Source organism: Pyxidicoccus xibeiensis (assembly GCF_024198175.1).
Lineage (GTDB): Bacteria > Myxococcota > Myxococcia > Myxococcales > Myxococcaceae > Myxococcus > Myxococcus xibeiensis.
Genome location: NZ_JAJVKV010000001.1, coordinates 1,038,755 through 1,054,080, shown reverse-complemented (window position 1 = coordinate 1,054,080; position 15,326 = coordinate 1,038,755). Strand labels below are relative to the sequence as shown.

Genomic DNA, 15,326 nt, shown 5'->3' with positions numbered 1-15,326 from the left:
CCCTTCTCAGTTCGTGCACTCCGTCACCGGGCGGTCGATTGCCGCCTGGGAGTCGCAGTCCAGGATTCGCGACAGGCCCGTCACCGGCTCCACGATGAGCAGGCTGCGCGCCCGCTCCGAGGTGAAGGTGAAGCGCAGGTTGCCCGGCGCCGCCGCGGTGAGGGCCGCCGTGTTGTCGAGCTGGCCCTGCATGCAGCCCAGCAGCGGCGGGTTGTTCGGCTGCACCGGCCGGCCGGAGCCGGGCAGGTAGCACAGCCCCTGCATCTCCGCCGCGCTCATCGTCTCCGGGATGATGACGTCCTCACCCACCTGGTCGCAGCACGTCGGGTCGGCGCGGCAGGTGGTGTTCACACATGCCAGTCGCGGACAGCTGTCGTTGCTCCACGCGTTGTCACACGCCAGCTGCTCCCAGCGCACCACCGTGCGCGGCGCACCGTTGCCGTGCTGCCCGTCCACCTCCACCACGAAGCGGACCGGCTGGTTGCTGGCCACCGCCCGCTGCCGGGCGCGCAGCGCCGAGGACCACAGCTCGCGCGTGGCCGCGCTCTCCCGCTGCCGGTTGATGGGGGCCTGCATGCCCACCAGCGCCGCGGCGATGAGGATGCCGGCGATGGCCACCGTCACCATCACCTCGATCAGCGTCATGCCCCTGTCACGCTTCATGCTCATGGCCCTGCTCCCGCTGGCGGGATGGGCTGCCGCCCGGCCGCGCCGAAGTTGCGCGGCGTCACCCGGAAGGTGAGGGTCCGCCGCTTGAAGCCGTCCCGAGGAAACCCCTCGTCCTCGACATTGAGCGGCCCCGCCGGCAGCGTGGACTCACGGTCCGGCCGCTGGGTGCGGATGACCAGCGTCACCTCCAGCTCGCGCACCCGCTGCTGGAGCATGCGCACCAGCTCCGCGTCGTTGCCGGGTGCACCCGCCGGCAGTGGGTCCGCGTCCACGGTGCAGGTGGTCATGGTGCACCGGTCGATGGCCGGCGTCCCCGTGGTGACATCCGGGAACCACCGGTACGGGTCGTTGGGCGCCGCCAGGCTGATGACGGCCTGGCGAATCTTCATCCGCTCCACGTCCTGGCTCACTGTCACCCAGGTGCCGCCCGGCGGCTGGTACTCCAGCGTGGGAATGCCGCTTGCCCAGTTCACCCGGTACGCCGCGCTCTGCGTGCGCATCGCCACCCAAAGCGGGTCATTGTCCCCCGGCTTCCAGATGGCGTGGTCCGGGACGCCGCACGGCGCGTCCGTGGTTACGCCCAGCGCGCTGCCCTGCGTGGCGGTGAGCCTCCTGTCGGCGGGCCGCAGCTGCGTGACCTGCACGTGGCAGGCGACTTGTTCCGCCGCGTTCACCAGGATGGCGGGCGTGGGCACGCCAGCGACGGGCGCCAGGTCCAGGGTCGGGTTGAGCGGCGTGCAGTAGTCGTCGGTGCCATCCACGCGGACGGGGTCGGAGCTCCCGCCGCTGCAGCGGTCCAGGATGAGCATGGCGCGGGTGTCACCCCAGTACAGCTGCAGCACGTCCGACGTGAAGGTCGCGTAGTCGCCCGCGGGCGGCGGGGAGAACGCCGCGTCCGGCGCGAAGAAGGGCGCCAGGCCGGCCGCCAGGTCCAGGTCACTCCACACCTGGATGGCGAAGCGGCTGTCGCCGTTGGCGAAGGTGATTGCCGCGTTGCCCATGCCCGTCCCCGCCCGTTGCAGGTCCGTCGCGAGCAGGTCCTTCACCGCCCGCGCGGTGACCTGCGCCGTCATCGTCTGCTCCTCGAAGAGGACCCGCCGCTGCATCTGCAGGCCCACCGCCAGCCCCACGACCAGCACGACGACGCCCAGCGCGCTGGCAATCATCACCTCCAGCAGCGTGAAGCCCCGGTGAAGCGAACGCCGTCTCATGGCGCCATCCGTGTCTGGAGCACCACCACCTGCCGCTCCGTGCTGTTGCGCTCCACCCAGCTCACGGAGACGCGGACGTTGGCTACGTTGCCGCCGCTGCCCGCCGTCCCGGGGATGAGGTCCCGGCTCACCGGGGGCGAGCCCACCGAGCCCGCCTCGATGGAGGTCGCCAGCACGCGGCTGTCCACGTCGATGACGACCTCGTACTCGCGGGCCTCCAGCGCCGCGGGAGGCGGGGCGCGCCGCAGCTCCCCCATGCTGGTCTGCCACACGCGGTAGTTCGTGTTGTCCAGGGCCGCCAGGTTGGCGCACGGCGGGTCCACCGTGCAGCCCCGGGAGGCGATGTTCTCCAGCTCCTGCTCGGCGATGAGCTGCGCCTGGGTGGCGGTGAGCGTGCGGCGGTTGGACTGACTGGTCTGGTTCACCACCAGCATCGCCGCGGAGACGCCCAGCAGCATCACCGCCATGGTGGCCATGACCTCCAGCAGGGTGATGCCGCGCTGCTGTCGTGAATGCCGGTACCTCACCGCGGCATCCTCCCGTCCGGGATGGCGTCGTAGATGAGGATGCGCGAGCGCACCGCGCCATTGCTCTCCGCGCCGGTGTTCCAGTTGTCGTCGCCCACCATCTTCATCTTCCCCGTGGCGGTGAGCACGAACAGGTGCTGGTCGTGCACCACCGGTGCGTTGATGCCGTGGCCGTCCAGCGACGCGCTGCTCATGTCCGGCGCGCTGCCGTCCTCGTCCGGCAGCTGGCCCGTCGCGTAGTACTTGCCGCTCTCGTCCTGGCTCAGGCCGCAGACGTCCGCGGAGCGTCCCACCGCGGTGGTGGCGAACACCCTGTCGCTGCTGAGGGCCACGCCGCCCCACACCGTCTGGCCCGGGTCCAGCTGCTGCACCCACAGGGGCTCCAGCAGCTCGCAGGACTCTTCGCCGGTCGGGTCGGTGTCCTCGAACGCCAGCAGGTGGTAGCGGTAGGTGTTCTTGTTCGCCGGGCCGTCGGAGAACTCGTCCGGGTTGTCACCGGTGCCGAAGTAGATGCGGACGGTCGGGTTGGTGGTGTCCCGCACCACCTTCACCGCGAGGTTGGAGTAGAGCTGCTGGAAGAACGGGTCCTGGTTCGGCCCCGTCGCCGCGTCGGGGTGGTCCGTCAGGGACGCCGGTGCGCTGGCAATCTTGCAGGTCTTCACCTTGCGGCCCAGCGGCGCGCTGGTGCTCACCTGGTCCAGGTTGACGCGGTACACGCCGCCGTTGGTGGTGGGCACGTACATGATGTCGTAGTTGCCGTCCCGGTTCAGGTCCACCAGCGCGCTCTCCGCCGCCACGCCGACGCCCTGCTCCAGGGTGATGATGCCGGCCAGCTGGCCGCCCGGCGACGAGCCGTAGTTCAGCGGGCGGCCCGTCTTCATGTCGATGAGGTAGACGGCACCCGCGCGTGCCGTGTCGACGGGCTTGTAGTCACTGCCCACCACGGCCGTCCAGGCGGTGGTGGAGCCGGAGCCCCAGGCCAGCCGGGCCACGGAGGGCGCGTGGCGCGAGCCCGTGTTGTCCGGGTGGAGCACCGACGGGTTGATGAGCCTGTTCAGCGTGAAGGCCAGGTCGATGTTCGTGTCCCGCAGGTTGAACTCCCACAGCGGCAGCGGGTACCAGGCGTCGGCGGGGTTGGTGATGTCGAGCGCGAAGACGGCGGGGCTGCCCTTGCCCGTCGACGAGACGAGCACCGTCTTGGCGCCCGTCGTCTTCGACAGCACGGGCGACGGCGTCCACTTGGGCTGCCCGGCGATGCCCAGGTCCACGTTGGCGATGGTGGGCGACGCATCCACCTGGGGCTTGGGCGGCGGGGTGCCCGCACTGGGGACCTGCACGTACAGGTTGCGGTAGTGCTCCAGCATCAGGTTCGGCAGGTAGGCGAACTTCTCCTCGCCGGTGCCGTAGTCCCGCGGCGTCGGGGTGGCGCAGGAGCCCGACGGCTCGAAGAAGCCGCGGAGCTGGGCGCCCGTCGTGCACGCATCGTCGGTCGCGTTGCGGAACGCACCCGCGTCATAGGCGTGCAGGAAGCCATTCATCGTGCCCACGTAGGCCACGGTGTCCCGCGTCGCCAGCGGCTCCAGGAAGTTCTTCCGGTACGCATCCCGCTCCTCCGGGCGCGTGTTCTGCGCCCAGGTGTCCAGGTAGGGCGGCACGGCCATGGCCACGGTGGACAGGTTGATGCCGCCCATGGGCCAGGGCCGCTTCACGTTGGAGGGGGCGGGGGTATGCTGGTCCTCCCAGCCGTACAGCCACTCGCGGAAGAAGTTGCGGTCGTTCGTCGGCCCCGTGACGTTCTTGTCCGGGGGGCCGGTCGGGGTGCCGCACTTGCCGTCGTTGTTGAGGTCCCAGGTGTAGCGCCCGTTGGCGTACACGTCACAGAGCGCGTCGGGGAACAGGGGGCTGGCGCTGTCAGTGTCCTGCATCTCCGAGGTGATGGTGGCGCGCGTGCTCGTGGGGCCCGGGGGCGACGTCGTCGTGTAGAGCGTGCGCGCCGTCGGATTCGCACCGGTGCGCAGGGCCATGGCCATCACCTGGCCCGCGTCCCACCGCTGCACCACGTTGGTGGCGGTCGGCGTCTCAGGGTCATAGAGCGAGCGGAAGTAGAGGCGGCCGCGCAGCGAGAAGTCCTTCTTGCCGTCGTAGGCGCGCGTCGAGGCGGCGGGCAGGCCCGTGCCGGGCCAGTCGTCACCCCACGCGCTGCCGGGCGTCTCGTTGACGCCCCAGACGATGGCGTTGCCCAGCGTGGACGGCGAGGCGCGCGCGTAGCTGCCCGCGCGCACCGCCTGGTAGCCCACGTCGATGTTGTCCACGATGGGGCGGCAGCGCTCGTTGGGGCTGCTGATGTCCACCTTCCAGCACAGCTGCGAGCCGGTGAAGCCCAGGGAGAGGATGTCCACCTCCACCTGCTGCGTGGGGGGCGTGGTGTTGGGGAACTCCAGGGGGAACCAGGTGGGAGTCTCGTTCTTCGTGCACGTGCCGTTGCTGCAGACGCGGCAGTCCACCGCCAGCGAGTAGCGGATGGAGGGCCGCGCGCCGTTCGGCGGGGTGCAGGCGCCGGGGGTCTCCTCGGTCCAGCAGGGCGCGCTGCCCGTGCAGGTGCGGGGCGCGGGGGCGGCGTCGTCCTGGCGCTTGAAGCGCACCTTGGTGATGACGAAGTCGTCGGCGATGCTCGGGGAGATGTCGCCCGACACGGTGGCCGAGCGCATGTTGCCGCCGTTCTCCTTGTTGATGACGAACACCACGTCGTTGAAGTCGCGGTCACCGCCGCCGGGGAGGTCCTCGAAGCCGAGAATCCAGCGGAAGGGGTCCGTGCTGGGCGCGCCCACGATGACGTGCGGCATGGGGTTGCGGGTGCCCGCGGGCCGGGGCACCGTCACGCGCTCCATGGGCATGTCCAGGAAGCCGTAGGCCGCGTCGTTCCTCAGGCGGTGCAGCGTGGTGCCCACCGTGGTCTTCGGGCCGTCCAGCCAGCCGCACAGCCGGGGGCCGCCATTGCCGATATGGCAGGAGTTGGACGTGGGGTTGTCCCGGTCGCAGGTCGAGTCGTACGAGCAGCCGATGTTGCGCTCCGCCACCACGGGGTTGGCTTCGGAGTTCTGGTCAATGTTCCACGCCGCCTTGGAGAAGTAGACGTTGATGGGCGTGCGCAGGTGCAGCAGGCACTTCCCGGCGGCGTCCTGCTTCAGGCAGGGGAAGACGGTGCCCTCGTTCGGGCGGTGGTTGGAGTCGTAGAAGACGATGAGGAAGAAGATGATCTCCTTCCCGCCCTCGACCATGCCCAGGTCCACGGTGCGGTCGAACGCGCTGATGCCGGCGTTCGGGTTGGTGGCGCGGGGCAGGCCGCGCGCGTCGTAGGCGGAAACGTCGTAGTCGGGGACGCCGTCGTCGACGAAGTCGGAGTCGGGGACGGGCGCGAGGTTGCCGAAGGTCGCGCCATTGCCCTGGTCGCCGTCATCGTCGGCGAGCAGGAAGACCATCTTCCCGACGCCCTTGTTGCCGTTGGCGATGGCGGGCGGCTCGAGGATGTTGGGGATGTGGGGGAACAGGCCGCCGTCGGAGAACTGGGTGGCGCTCGCGTTGGTGCCTCCCAGCAGGCTGCCCACCACGTCCGCGTCGATGAGGTTGAACGTCTGGCCGGGGCGCGCGTCCGCAATCCGGTTGCCCAGCGTCGGGTGGGTCGTGAGGATGCGCTGGAACGTGTTGCCGCAGTTGCGCCGGGCGATGTCGGGCTCGCTGTACGTCTCGCCCGCCGTGTCGGTGAACGTCTCGGTGCAGCGGCGGCTCACGCCGACGTAGGGCCGGGCCTTGGGGCCACTGGGGGGCGCGAGATTGTAGATGTCCTCGTGCAGGTCGAAGATGCCGTTGTTGTTGCTGTCGACGAGGTTGCCCGCGGCGTTGACGTACTCCACCTTCGTCGCCGGGTCCGTCGGCTTCTTCTGCAGGTCATCCAGGTACATGTAGCCGAGCGCGTGCGAGGCGCCGGCGGACTCGTACACGTAGCTGATGGTGACGCGCTGGTCGAACGGGAAGGTGATGTTCTCGACGTTGAGGACGGTGAGGTTGGTGTTGAGCTGGAGGCGCGGCGGCGTCTCGGGGGTGATGAGGATGGTGTCGTTGGGGCCGCGGTCCAGCGAGCTGTCGCTGAAGTTGGGCTGCCGGTCCTGCGTCAGGTTGTCCCGGCACAGCTGCTCGGGCTGGGCGGAGGCGAGCGGCGCGGCCAGCAGCATCATCACCGCGAGCGTCTTGTTGAGGGTTCTCATCGCTTCCTCCCCTGGGGCAGGGTGGACGGGTGGTTGGCCTTGCGCTGCTTCTGGGCGCGGCGCTCGGCGAGTTCCTTGTTGAACTGCTGCCGCAGCAGCTCGTCCCGCGGCGGCGGCGGCGGCTGCGCGCTGGTCGCCAGGTAGCCCAGGACCAGGTCCAGGTCTCCGGCGCCCAGCAGGCGCGTGTCACAGCGGGTGTCCTTGCGGACCGCGTTGGGCGCCGCAATCCACGCGCGCAGCTGCTCGGGCGTGCGCTTCTGGAGCAGCTGGCTCAGCTGCGGCCCCCGGACGGGCTCGTCGCGCTGCGACTTCGCCGCGCTCCGCGAGGACTTCTGCACGTGCTGCTCGGCGGTGTCGGCGGTGTGGCACCGGGCGCATGCAGTGTCGAAAGCGGTCCTGCCACCGTCCTGGGCAGCTGCAACGCCAGGCAGTGACAGCAATAACAGGAGCTGCAGGAGATGCGTGCGTTGCATGGGGAGCTCGGGGGTGACAGGTCTGACTAGAGGGTCCGCACGTTGGTCGTGTCGGGCGCCTGCGTGTCCTGCGTATTGTTGTAGGTGTTGTCGGGGCCGCAGCCGCGGTTGACGCAGCCGGGGCCGCTCGCGGCGGAGGCATTCTCGTTGATGATGAGCGCTTGGACGATGGAGCGTGTAGGGCGGCCGCCCTCGGTCATCACCTCTCCGACGGAGATGAGCCACACCTGGCCGTTGGTATCGGAGCTGGGGTTGGCGTCGTCCAGGTCGTCCCGGACGAAGACGCGGTAGCGCACGTTGTCCTGCGTGGGGTACTCGGCGTACGGGGTGCCGCCCGCGCTGGCGAGCTCCGTGGGGGCCATGTCCTCCGTCGTCAGCCGCAGCTGGTTCCAGCCACCCGTGGCGGCAGGGCCCGGCAGCACCTCGTACCAGGGCGTGCCGCCGCCTCCGAGCCCTGGCTCGTTGACGGGCGCGCCCAGGTCGGGGATCACCTGGTTGTACGTATCGAGGTTCCCCTCCGCCGCCAGCCGCAGGCGCATGGCCTCGCGGCCCTCGGCCAGCCCCGCCTCGGCCGCGAAGAAGGCCTCCTTCCGCCTCCGCCCGTCGCCCTGCGTCTCCGCCTCGCGGCTCACCACGCCGTAGCTGAGCAGCACCGCCAGGGACACCAGCGTCACGACGCCCAGTCCCACGAGCAGGGTGAAGCCCCTGGCATTCCGCCGTCGGGTCGCGGTGGGTGACTTCATTGGGAGACTCCTCGTCGTGCAGCGGGGGGGCGAACTGCAACACAGTCAGCAATTGACGTGCCGACTTGTTTGCTCCCCAACCTGCTGAAAACACGAGGCTGCCCACACACGGCGTGCGCTGGGTGGGTCCAGATTGACCTCGCAAACATTGCGGGTATGCACTGAGTTGCGGAGTTAACTGTAGGCCCGGCGCCCTGGAGTAGGGCAGGCAGGGAGGCGCCCCGGGCCTGGGCCTCCAGGGCCCCTGTTTCCCAGTGCCTGCATCGGGGGCAGGGCCTCGTCCGGCGTCCGCTGGCGGGCAGGAAACGCGGCTGACGCCTTCGCGGGGTGGATCATCCGGGGTGGGGTGACCCCAGACGGGCGGCGAACTGGGTGTCCGGCCACCGCCCCTCCCCGGGGGCCTGCTTCAGCCGCTCGTGCACTCGGCGACGGGGCTCTGGAGGGCCTCCGCCGAGTCGCAGTCCAGCAGGTTCGCCAGGCCCGTCAGCGGCTCCACCCTCAGCAGGCTGCGCGCGCGGGGCGAGGTGAAGGTGAGGCGGAGGTTGCCCGGCGCCGCGGCGTTGAGGGCGGCGGCGTTGTCGACCTGGCCGCGCATGCAGCCCAGGTTGCCCGGCCGCACCGCGCGGCTGGTGCCGGGCAGGTAGCAGAGGCCATGCACGGAGGCCGCGTTCATGGTGCGCGGCAGGACGAGCTCCGGCCCCACCTCGTCGCAGCACTCCGGGTTGGCGCGGCAGGTGGTGTTCACACACGCCAGCCGCGGACAGCTGTCGTTGTCCCAGGTGTTCTCGCACCGCAGCCGCTCCCAGCGGACCACCGTGCGTGTCCCGCCCGGCCGCGCGACGGCCTCCACCACGAAGCGCACCGGCTGGTTGGTGGCCAGCGCGCGCTGCCGGGCGCGCAGCGCGGAGGACCACAGCTCGCGCGTGGCCTCGGTCTCCCGCTGGCGGTCGATGGCCTGCTGGAAGTTCACCAGCGCCAGGGTGATGAGGGCGCCGGCCACCGCCAGCGTCACCATCAGCTCCAGCAGCGTGATTCCGCGTGCGTGTCTGGTGCTCATGTCCCCGCTCCCGCCTGGGGCTGGAGGCCGCCCGCCGCGAAGTTGCGCGGCGTCACCCGGAAGGTGAGCGTCCGCCGCTTGAAGCCATCTTCCGGGAAGCCCTCTTCGTCCACGCGCATGGGCACCCCCGGGGTGACGGCCGTCACGTCCGCCCGCCGGCTGCGGATGACCAGCGTCACCTCCAGCTCGCGCACCCGCTGCTGGAGCATGCGGCGCAGCTCGTTGTCCGACGAGGCCGCGTTGCCCGGCGGCCCCGAGTCGGCGGTGCAGGTGGCCCGCGTGCACCTGTCGAGGGCGGGGCGGCCGGCGGAGGCCTCCGGGTACCACCGGAGCCCGGCGGCGGGGTTTGCCAGGTCGACGACGGCCTGGCGGACCTTCAGCCGCTCCACGTCCCGGCTCACCGCCACCCACGTGGCGGCGCCCGCCGGCAGGTGCTCCAGCGTCGGCGCGCCGCGGGCCCAGTTCACCCGCCAGGCCGAGCCCTCCGTGCGCATCGTCAGCCAGCCGGTGTCCTCCCAGATGCCGTCATCCGGGTCGCCGCAGGGCGGGTTGCCCGTGTTGCCGATGGCGCTCCCCGGGTTGGCGTTGAGCGTCTCGGAGTTCGCATTGACGTTGGTGATTTGCAGGTGGCAGGCCACGTTCCCCGCCGGGTTCACGATGATGGCGGGCGTGCGCTGCCCGCCGGGCGGGTTCATGGCCGTGGGCGGGTTGGGCCCGGTGCAGAAGGTGAAGGAGTTGCCCTGGCGGATGACCGTCTTCCCGTTGCAGGCATCCATGACAATCATGTTCCGCGTGTCCCCCCAGTAGAGCTGGACCACGTCCGAGCGGAAGTTCTCGTAGGGAGACCCGGAAGGAGGCAGGGCGAACGTCGCGTCCGGCGCGAACGCGGGCGGCAGGCCCGCCGTCAGGTCGGGCTCCGTCCACACCTGGAGCGCGAAGCGGGTGTCGTTGTTGGCGAAGGCGATGGGCGCGTTGCCCATGCCCAGCCCGGCCAGCTGCAGGTCCACCGTGAGCGCGTCCTTCACCGCCCGCCCGGTGGACTGCGCCATCATCGTCTGCTCCTCGAAGAGGGCCCGCCGCTGCAGCTGCAGGCCCACGCCCATGGCCGCCAGCAGCACGATGGAGCCGATGACGCTCGACAGCGTCACCTCCAGCAGCGTGAAGCCCCGGTGAAGCGAAGGTCGGCTCATGGCGACACCCGCGTCTGCATGACGACCACCTGCCGGCCCCGGCGCTCCGGCTCCTGCCAGCTCACGGAGACGCGGACGTTGGCCACGTTGCCGGCGGTGCCCGCGGCGCCCGCCAGGTTCCGGTTCACCGCGGGCGCACCCGCCGCGCCGCCCTCGAGCGAGCCGGGAATCACCCCGCTGTCCACGTCCAGCGCCACCTCGTACGCCCGGGCGCCGCTGCCCTCGGGCGGCTCGGTGTCCTGCACCTCACCGGAGGCCGTCTGCCACAGGGTGTAGCGGCGGTTGTCCAGGGCGGCGATGTTGCCGCAGGGGGGATTGACGGTGCAGCCCATGGCGGTGACGTTCTCCAGGGCCTGCTCGGCGATGAGCTGCGCCTGCAGCGCGGTGAGCGTCTGGCGGTTGGACTGGCGCGTCTGCTGCACCACCGTCATGGCCGCCATCACCCCCATCAGCAGGATGCCCATGGTGCCCATCACCTCCACCAGGGTGATGCCGCGGGCGTGTCGCCTGGGACGACGTGTCTGCTGGTGGCTCACTTGGGCAGCCTCCCGTCCGGAATGGGCTCGTAGATGAGGGTGCGCGAGCGGGCCGCGCCGGAGTTGGCGGTGCCGTTGTTCCAGTCGTCGCTGCCCACCATCTTCATCTCGCCCGTCGCGGTGAGCACGAACAGGTGCTCGTCGTGCACCACCGGCGCGTTGACGCCATGGCCTCCGAGCGACGTGCTGGACGTCACCCGGTCCTCCGGCAGCTGGCCCGTCTCGTAGAAGCGGCCGCTGTCCGTGTCGCTCAGGTTGCAGATGTCCGCGGCGCGGCCCACGGCGGTGGTGGCGAACACCTTGTCCTTGGTGAGCGTCACGCCGCCCCACACCGTCTGGCCCGGGTCCAGCGGCTGCACCCACAGGGGCTCCAGCAGCTCGCAGTCCTCTTCGCCGGCCGGGTCCGTGTCCTCGTAGGCCATCAGGTGGTAGCGGTAGGTGTTCTTGTTCGCTGGGCCGTCGGAGAACTCGTCCGGGTTGTCACCGGTGCCGAAGAAGAACTGCACCTTCGGCGAGCCGGCGTCGCGAATCACCTTCACCGCCAGGTTGGAGTAGAGCTGCTGGTGCGTGGAGTCCTGCCGGGCCGCCGCGTCGGGGTGGTCCGCCAGGGACAGCGGCGCGCTGGCGACCTTGCATGTCTGGACCTTGCGGCCCAGCCGCGCGCTGGTGCTCAGCTGGGTCAGGTTGATGCGGTACACGCCGCCCGCGGTGGTGGGGACGTAGATGACGTCGTAGGTGCCGTCCCGGTCCAGGTCCACCAGGGCGCTCTCCGCGGCCACGCCGGAGCCCGCGTCCAGGGTGATGATGCCGGCCAGCTGGCCGTCGGCGCTCGCGCCTGCGTTGAGCGGACGGCCCGTCTTCATGTCGATGAGGTAGAGCGCGCCGGCGCGCGCCGGCGCGGAGGGCACGTAGTCGGTGCCCACCACGGCCGCCCAGACGCCGGTGGAGCTGGCGCCCCAGGCCAGCCGGGCCACCGAGGGCGCATGGCGCGAGCCAGAGTTGTCGGGGAACGTCACGCGCGAGTCCCGCTGCTGCGCCCCGAGGAAGGCCAGGTCGATGGACGCGTCCTTGAGGCTGAACTCCCACAGCGGCAGCGGGTACCAGGAGTCGGCGGGGTGGGTGATGTCGAGCGCGAAGACGGCGGGGCTGTTCCGGCCCGACGCGGAGACGAGCACCGTCTTGGCGCCCGTCGTCTTCGACGAGGCGGTGGCGCGCGTCCACGCGGGCTTGCCGCTGATGCCGAAGTCCACGTTGGCGATGGTGGGCGACGCATCCACCTGGGGCTTGGGCAGGTTGCCGGAGCCGGGGAACTGCACGTACAGGTTGCGGTAGCGCTCCAGCAGCAGGCGCGGCAGGTAGGCGAACTTCTCCTGGCCGGTGCCGTAGTCGCGCGACGTGAGGGGCGGCGTGCAGGAGGCCACCGGCGCGAAGTAGCCGCGCAGCTGGGACTGGGCCACGCACCCGTCCTTCGTGCCGTGGCGGAAGGCGCCCGCGTCGAAGGCGTGCAGGAAGCCGTTCATCGTGCCCACGTAGGCCACGGTGTCGCGCTCCGCGAGCGGCTCCATGAAGTTCTTCCGGTACTCGTCGCGCTCCTCGGCGCGCGTGTTCTGCGCCCAGGTGTCCAGGTAGGGCGGCACCGCGAGCGCCACCGTGGACATGTTGATGCCGCCCATGGCCCAGGGCCGCTTCACGTTGGCGGCGCCCGGCGCGTAGTGGTCCTCCCAGCCGTACAGCCACTCGCGCAGGAAGTTGCGGTCGTTCGTCACGCCCGTCACCCGCTTGTCGGCGGCGGTGATGGAGGGCGTGCCGCACTTGCCATCGTTGTTCAGGTCGTACGTGTAGCGGTCGTTGGCGAACTGGTCGCAGAGCGAGTCGGGGAACAGCGGGCTGCTGCTGTCGGCGTCCTCCATCTCCGCGGTGATGGTGGTGCGCGCCCCGGTGGAGCTGAGCGTGAAGAGGTTGCGGGTGAGCGGGTCCGTGCCGTTGCCGAAGGCCAGCGCCATCACCCGGCCCGTCTCCCAGCGCTCGACGAGGTTCGTGGTGTTCGTCGCCTCCGGGTCATAGAGCGAGCGGAAGTAGAGGCGGCCGCGCAGCGCGTAGTCCTTCTTGCCGTCATAGGCGCGCGTGGCGGGAGCGGGCAGGCCGGTGCCGGGCCAGCTCTTGCCCCAGGTGCTGCCGGGCGTCTCGTTGACGCCCCAGACGATGGCGTTGCCCAGCGTGGACGGTGAGGCGCGCGCGTAGCTGCCGGCGCGCACCGCCTGGTAGCCCACGTCGATGTTGTCGATGATGGGCCGGCAGCGCTCGTTGGGGCTGCTCATGTCCACCTTCCAGCACAGCTGCGAGCCGGTGAAGCCCATGGAGAGGACGTCCACCTCCACCTGCTGCGTGGGGGGCGTGGTGTTGGGGAACTCCACCGGGAACCAGGTGGGCGTGGGGTTGTGGGTGCACGTGCCGTTGCTGCAGACGCGGCAGTCCACCGCCAGCGAGTAGCGGATGGAGGGCCGCGCGCCGCCCGGGGGCGTGCAGGCGCCGGGGACCTCCTCCGTCCAGCAAGGCGCGCCGCCCGGGCAGGTGCGGGGCGCGGGGGCGGCGTCGTCCTGGCGCTTGAAGCGCACCTTGGTGATGACGAAGTCCTCGGCGATGTCCGGAGAGATGTCGCCGGACACGGTGGCCGAGCGCGTGCCGCCGCCGTTCTGCTTGTTGATGACGAACACCACGTCGTTGAAGTCGCGGTCACCGCCGCCGCTCAGGTCCTCGAAGCCGAGAATCCAGCGGAAGGGGTCCGTGGTGGGTGCGCCCACGATGACGTGCGGCATGGGGTTGCGGGTGCCCGTGGGGCGGGGCACCGTCACCTTCTCCATGGGCATGTCCAGGTTGCCGTAGGCCGCGTCGTTCTTCAGGCGGTGCAGCGTGGTGCCCACATCCTCCTTCGGGCCGTCCAGCCAGCCGCACAGCCGGTCGCCGCCGCCGCCACCGTCCACGCGGCAGGAGAAGTCACTGGGGGACTCGGGGTTGCAGCGCGAGTCGTACGAGCAGCCGATGTTGCGCTCGGCCACGGCGCCGTTCAGGAAGTTCTGGTCCAGGTTCCACGCGGCCTTGGAGAAGAAGACGTTGATGGGCGAGCGCAGGTGCAGCAGGCACTTGCCGGCGGTGTCCTGCTTCAGGCAGCCGTAGGCCGTGCCCTCGTTGGGGCCGTGGCGGAAGTCGTAGAAGACGACGATGAAGAAGACGACCTCGCGGCCGCCCTGGATTTCCCCCAGGTCCACGGTGCGGTCGTACGCGCTGACGCCGGGGTTGGGGTTGGAGGCGCGGGGCAGGCCGCGCGAGTCGTAGGCGGAGACGTCGTAGTCGGGGATGCCATCGTCGATGAAGTCGACGTCGGTGACGGGGGCGAGGTTGCCGTACGTCGCGCCGTTGCCCTGGTCGCCGTCGTCGTCGGCGAGCAGGAAGACCATCTTCCCCAGGCCCTTGTTGTCGTTGGCGTCCGCGGGCGGCTCGAGCAGGTTGGGGATGCGGTTGTGCAGGCCCCGGTCGGAGAAGTCGCCGCTGGCCGCGTTGTTGGTGTCCTCGTCCCTCAGGCGCAGCGGCGTGCCCACCACGTCCGCCCTGATGAGGTCGAACGTCCTGCCTGGCCGGGCGTCCGCGACGCTCTGGTTCGCGGCGAACACCGCGCCGCAGCCGGACTTCATCGCGATGTCGGGCTGGCTGTACGTCTCGCCGCCGGAGACGAACGTGCGCGCGCAGCGGCGGCTCAGGCCGATGTACGGCCGCGTCTTGGCGCCGCTCGGGGGCGCGAGGTTGTAGAGGTCCTCGTGGAAGTCGAAGATGCCGTTGGCGTTGGCATCCGCGAGCTCGCCGGTGGGGGTGAGGTAGCCCCGGGCCTTCACGTCATCCAGGTACATGTACCCGAGCGCGTGCGAGGCGCCGGCGGACTCGTACACGTAGCTGATGGTGACGCGCTGGTCGAACGGGAAGAAGATGCGCTCGGCGTTGAGCGCCGTGAGGTTGGTGTTGAGCTTGAGCCGCGGCGGCCGCTCGTCGGTGACGAGGAGGGTGGAGTTGTCGAGGTCCAGCGAGCTGTCGCTGAAGTCGGGCTGCCGGTCCTGCGTGAGGTTGTCCTTGCACAGCTGCGCGGGGGCCTGGGCCCGCGCGAGCGGAGCGGCCAGCAGCGCAAGCGCCGCGAGCATGCGGGGAAGGGCGCGCGTCATGGCTTCACCCGGACCGGCAGGCGGGCCTCATCCGCGCGGCGCTGCTTGCGCGCGCGGCGCTCGGCCTGCTCCTGCTGGAGCTGCTGGCGCAGCAGCTCCTCACGGGGCGGCGCGGGCGGCTGGGACACGGTGGCCAGGTAGCTGAGGAGCAAGTCGCGCTCACCTTCGTCGAGCAGGCGCGTGTCGCACCGGGTCTCCGGGCGCACCTGGTGGGGGGCCCGGAGCCAGGCGCGGAGCTGCTCGGGGGTGCGGCTGCGCACCAGCGGGTCCAGGTGGGGGCCGGGGGAGGGCTGGGCCGGGGTGGTGGCGCCGGCCGTGTGGCAGCGCGCACAGGCCTGGGCGAAGGCGGCCTCACCGCCGTCCTCCGCCGCTGCCAGGCAGGGCAGCAGCAGGAGCGCCAGTAGGGGACTGCGAATCATGAAGACTCCGGTGGAGCGGAGATGGGGGAGC

General features: G+C 70.7%; 11 protein-coding genes. All 11 read right to left on the bottom strand.

Annotated features, from left to right (window positions below):
• Positions 1–6: 6 nt before the first annotated feature.
• The 11 genes from LXT23_RS04275 to LXT23_RS04225 all read right to left on the bottom strand — a co-directional run bounded on the left by LXT23_RS04275 (position 7) and on the right by LXT23_RS04225 (position 15,295).
• A complete protein-coding gene (locus LXT23_RS04275) occupies positions 7–669 on the bottom strand; it encodes a pilus assembly FimT family protein (RefSeq protein ID WP_253978770.1) in 663 nt (220 codons plus the stop codon).
• The gene (locus tag LXT23_RS04270; RefSeq protein WP_253978769.1) at positions 666–1,880 is read right to left on the bottom strand and encodes a PilW family protein; all 1,215 of its coding nucleotides are present in this window, start codon (positions 1,878–1,880) and stop codon (positions 666–668) included. The genes LXT23_RS04275 and LXT23_RS04270 overlap by 4 nt, the downstream gene beginning before the upstream one ends.
• Positions 1,877–2,407, bottom strand: a complete 531-nt coding sequence (locus LXT23_RS04265; protein ID WP_253978768.1) for a type IV pilus modification PilV family protein — start codon at positions 2,405–2,407, stop codon at positions 1,877–1,879. The genes LXT23_RS04270 and LXT23_RS04265 overlap by 4 nt, the downstream gene beginning before the upstream one ends.
• A complete protein-coding gene (locus tag LXT23_RS04260) occupies positions 2,404–6,669 on the bottom strand; it encodes a DUF4114 domain-containing protein (RefSeq protein WP_253978767.1) in 4,266 nt (1,421 codons plus the stop codon). Before LXT23_RS04260 ends, LXT23_RS04265 begins: the two co-directional genes overlap by 4 nt.
• The gene (locus LXT23_RS04255; RefSeq protein ID WP_253978766.1) at positions 6,666–7,142 is read right to left on the bottom strand and encodes a c-type cytochrome; all 477 of its coding nucleotides are present in this window, start codon (positions 7,140–7,142) and stop codon (positions 6,666–6,668) included. The genes LXT23_RS04260 and LXT23_RS04255 overlap by 4 nt, the downstream gene beginning before the upstream one ends.
• Before the next feature lie 26 nt (positions 7,143–7,168).
• Positions 7,169–7,885: a pilus assembly PilX N-terminal domain-containing protein gene (locus LXT23_RS04250; protein ID WP_253978765.1), complete on the bottom strand. Its 717-nt coding sequence runs from the start codon at positions 7,883–7,885 to the stop codon at positions 7,169–7,171.
• A gap of 406 nt (positions 7,886–8,291) precedes the next feature.
• Positions 8,292–8,942 carry a pilus assembly FimT family protein gene (locus LXT23_RS04245; protein ID WP_253978764.1) on the bottom strand — a complete coding sequence of 217 codons (651 nt, stop codon included), beginning with the start codon at positions 8,940–8,942 and terminating at the stop codon, positions 8,292–8,294.
• Positions 8,939–10,132 (bottom strand): PilW family protein, encoded by a 1,194-nt coding sequence (locus LXT23_RS04240; RefSeq protein WP_253978763.1) that lies wholly within the window; start codon positions 10,130–10,132, stop codon positions 8,939–8,941. Before LXT23_RS04240 ends, LXT23_RS04245 begins: the two co-directional genes overlap by 4 nt.
• Positions 10,129–10,668: a type IV pilus modification PilV family protein gene (locus LXT23_RS04235; protein ID WP_253978762.1), complete on the bottom strand. Its 540-nt coding sequence runs from the start codon at positions 10,666–10,668 to the stop codon at positions 10,129–10,131. The genes LXT23_RS04240 and LXT23_RS04235 overlap by 4 nt, the downstream gene beginning before the upstream one ends.
• Positions 10,665–14,876: a DUF4114 domain-containing protein gene (locus LXT23_RS04230; protein WP_253978761.1), complete on the bottom strand. Its 4,212-nt coding sequence runs from the start codon at positions 14,874–14,876 to the stop codon at positions 10,665–10,667. The genes LXT23_RS04235 and LXT23_RS04230 overlap by 4 nt, the downstream gene beginning before the upstream one ends.
• Positions 14,873–15,295, bottom strand: a complete 423-nt coding sequence (locus LXT23_RS04225) for a c-type cytochrome (protein ID WP_253978760.1) — start codon at positions 15,293–15,295, stop codon at positions 14,873–14,875. Before LXT23_RS04225 ends, LXT23_RS04230 begins: the two co-directional genes overlap by 4 nt.
• Between the last annotated feature and the right edge of the window lie 31 nt (positions 15,296–15,326).

Bases quoted from the DNA above. Each gene is read 5' to 3' on its own strand.
- LXT23_RS04255 (WP_253978766.1), bottom strand. From the start codon at position 7,142: ATGCAACGCACGCATCTCCTGCAGCTCCTGTTATTGCTGTCACTGCCT.
- LXT23_RS04240 (WP_253978763.1), bottom strand. From the start codon at position 10,132: ATGAGCCGACCTTCGCTTCACCGGGGCTTCACGCTGCTGGAGGTGACG.
- LXT23_RS04230 (WP_253978761.1), bottom strand. From the start codon at position 14,876: ATGACGCGCGCCCTTCCCCGCATGCTCGCGGCGCTTGCGCTGCTGGCC.
- LXT23_RS04225 (WP_253978760.1), bottom strand. From the start codon at position 15,295: ATGATTCGCAGTCCCCTACTGGCGCTCCTGCTGCTGCCCTGCCTGGCA.
- LXT23_RS04250 (WP_253978765.1), bottom strand. From the start codon at position 7,885: ATGAAGTCACCCACCGCGACCCGACGGCGGAATGCCAGGGGCTTCACC.
- LXT23_RS04260 (WP_253978767.1), bottom strand. From the start codon at position 6,669: ATGAGAACCCTCAACAAGACGCTCGCGGTGATGATGCTGCTGGCCGCG.
- LXT23_RS04270 (WP_253978769.1), bottom strand. From the start codon at position 1,880: ATGAGACGGCGTTCGCTTCACCGGGGCTTCACGCTGCTGGAGGTGATG.
- LXT23_RS04245 (WP_253978764.1), bottom strand. From the start codon at position 8,942: ATGAGCACCAGACACGCACGCGGAATCACGCTGCTGGAGCTGATGGTG.
- LXT23_RS04275 (WP_253978770.1), bottom strand. From the start codon at position 669: ATGAGCATGAAGCGTGACAGGGGCATGACGCTGATCGAGGTGATGGTG.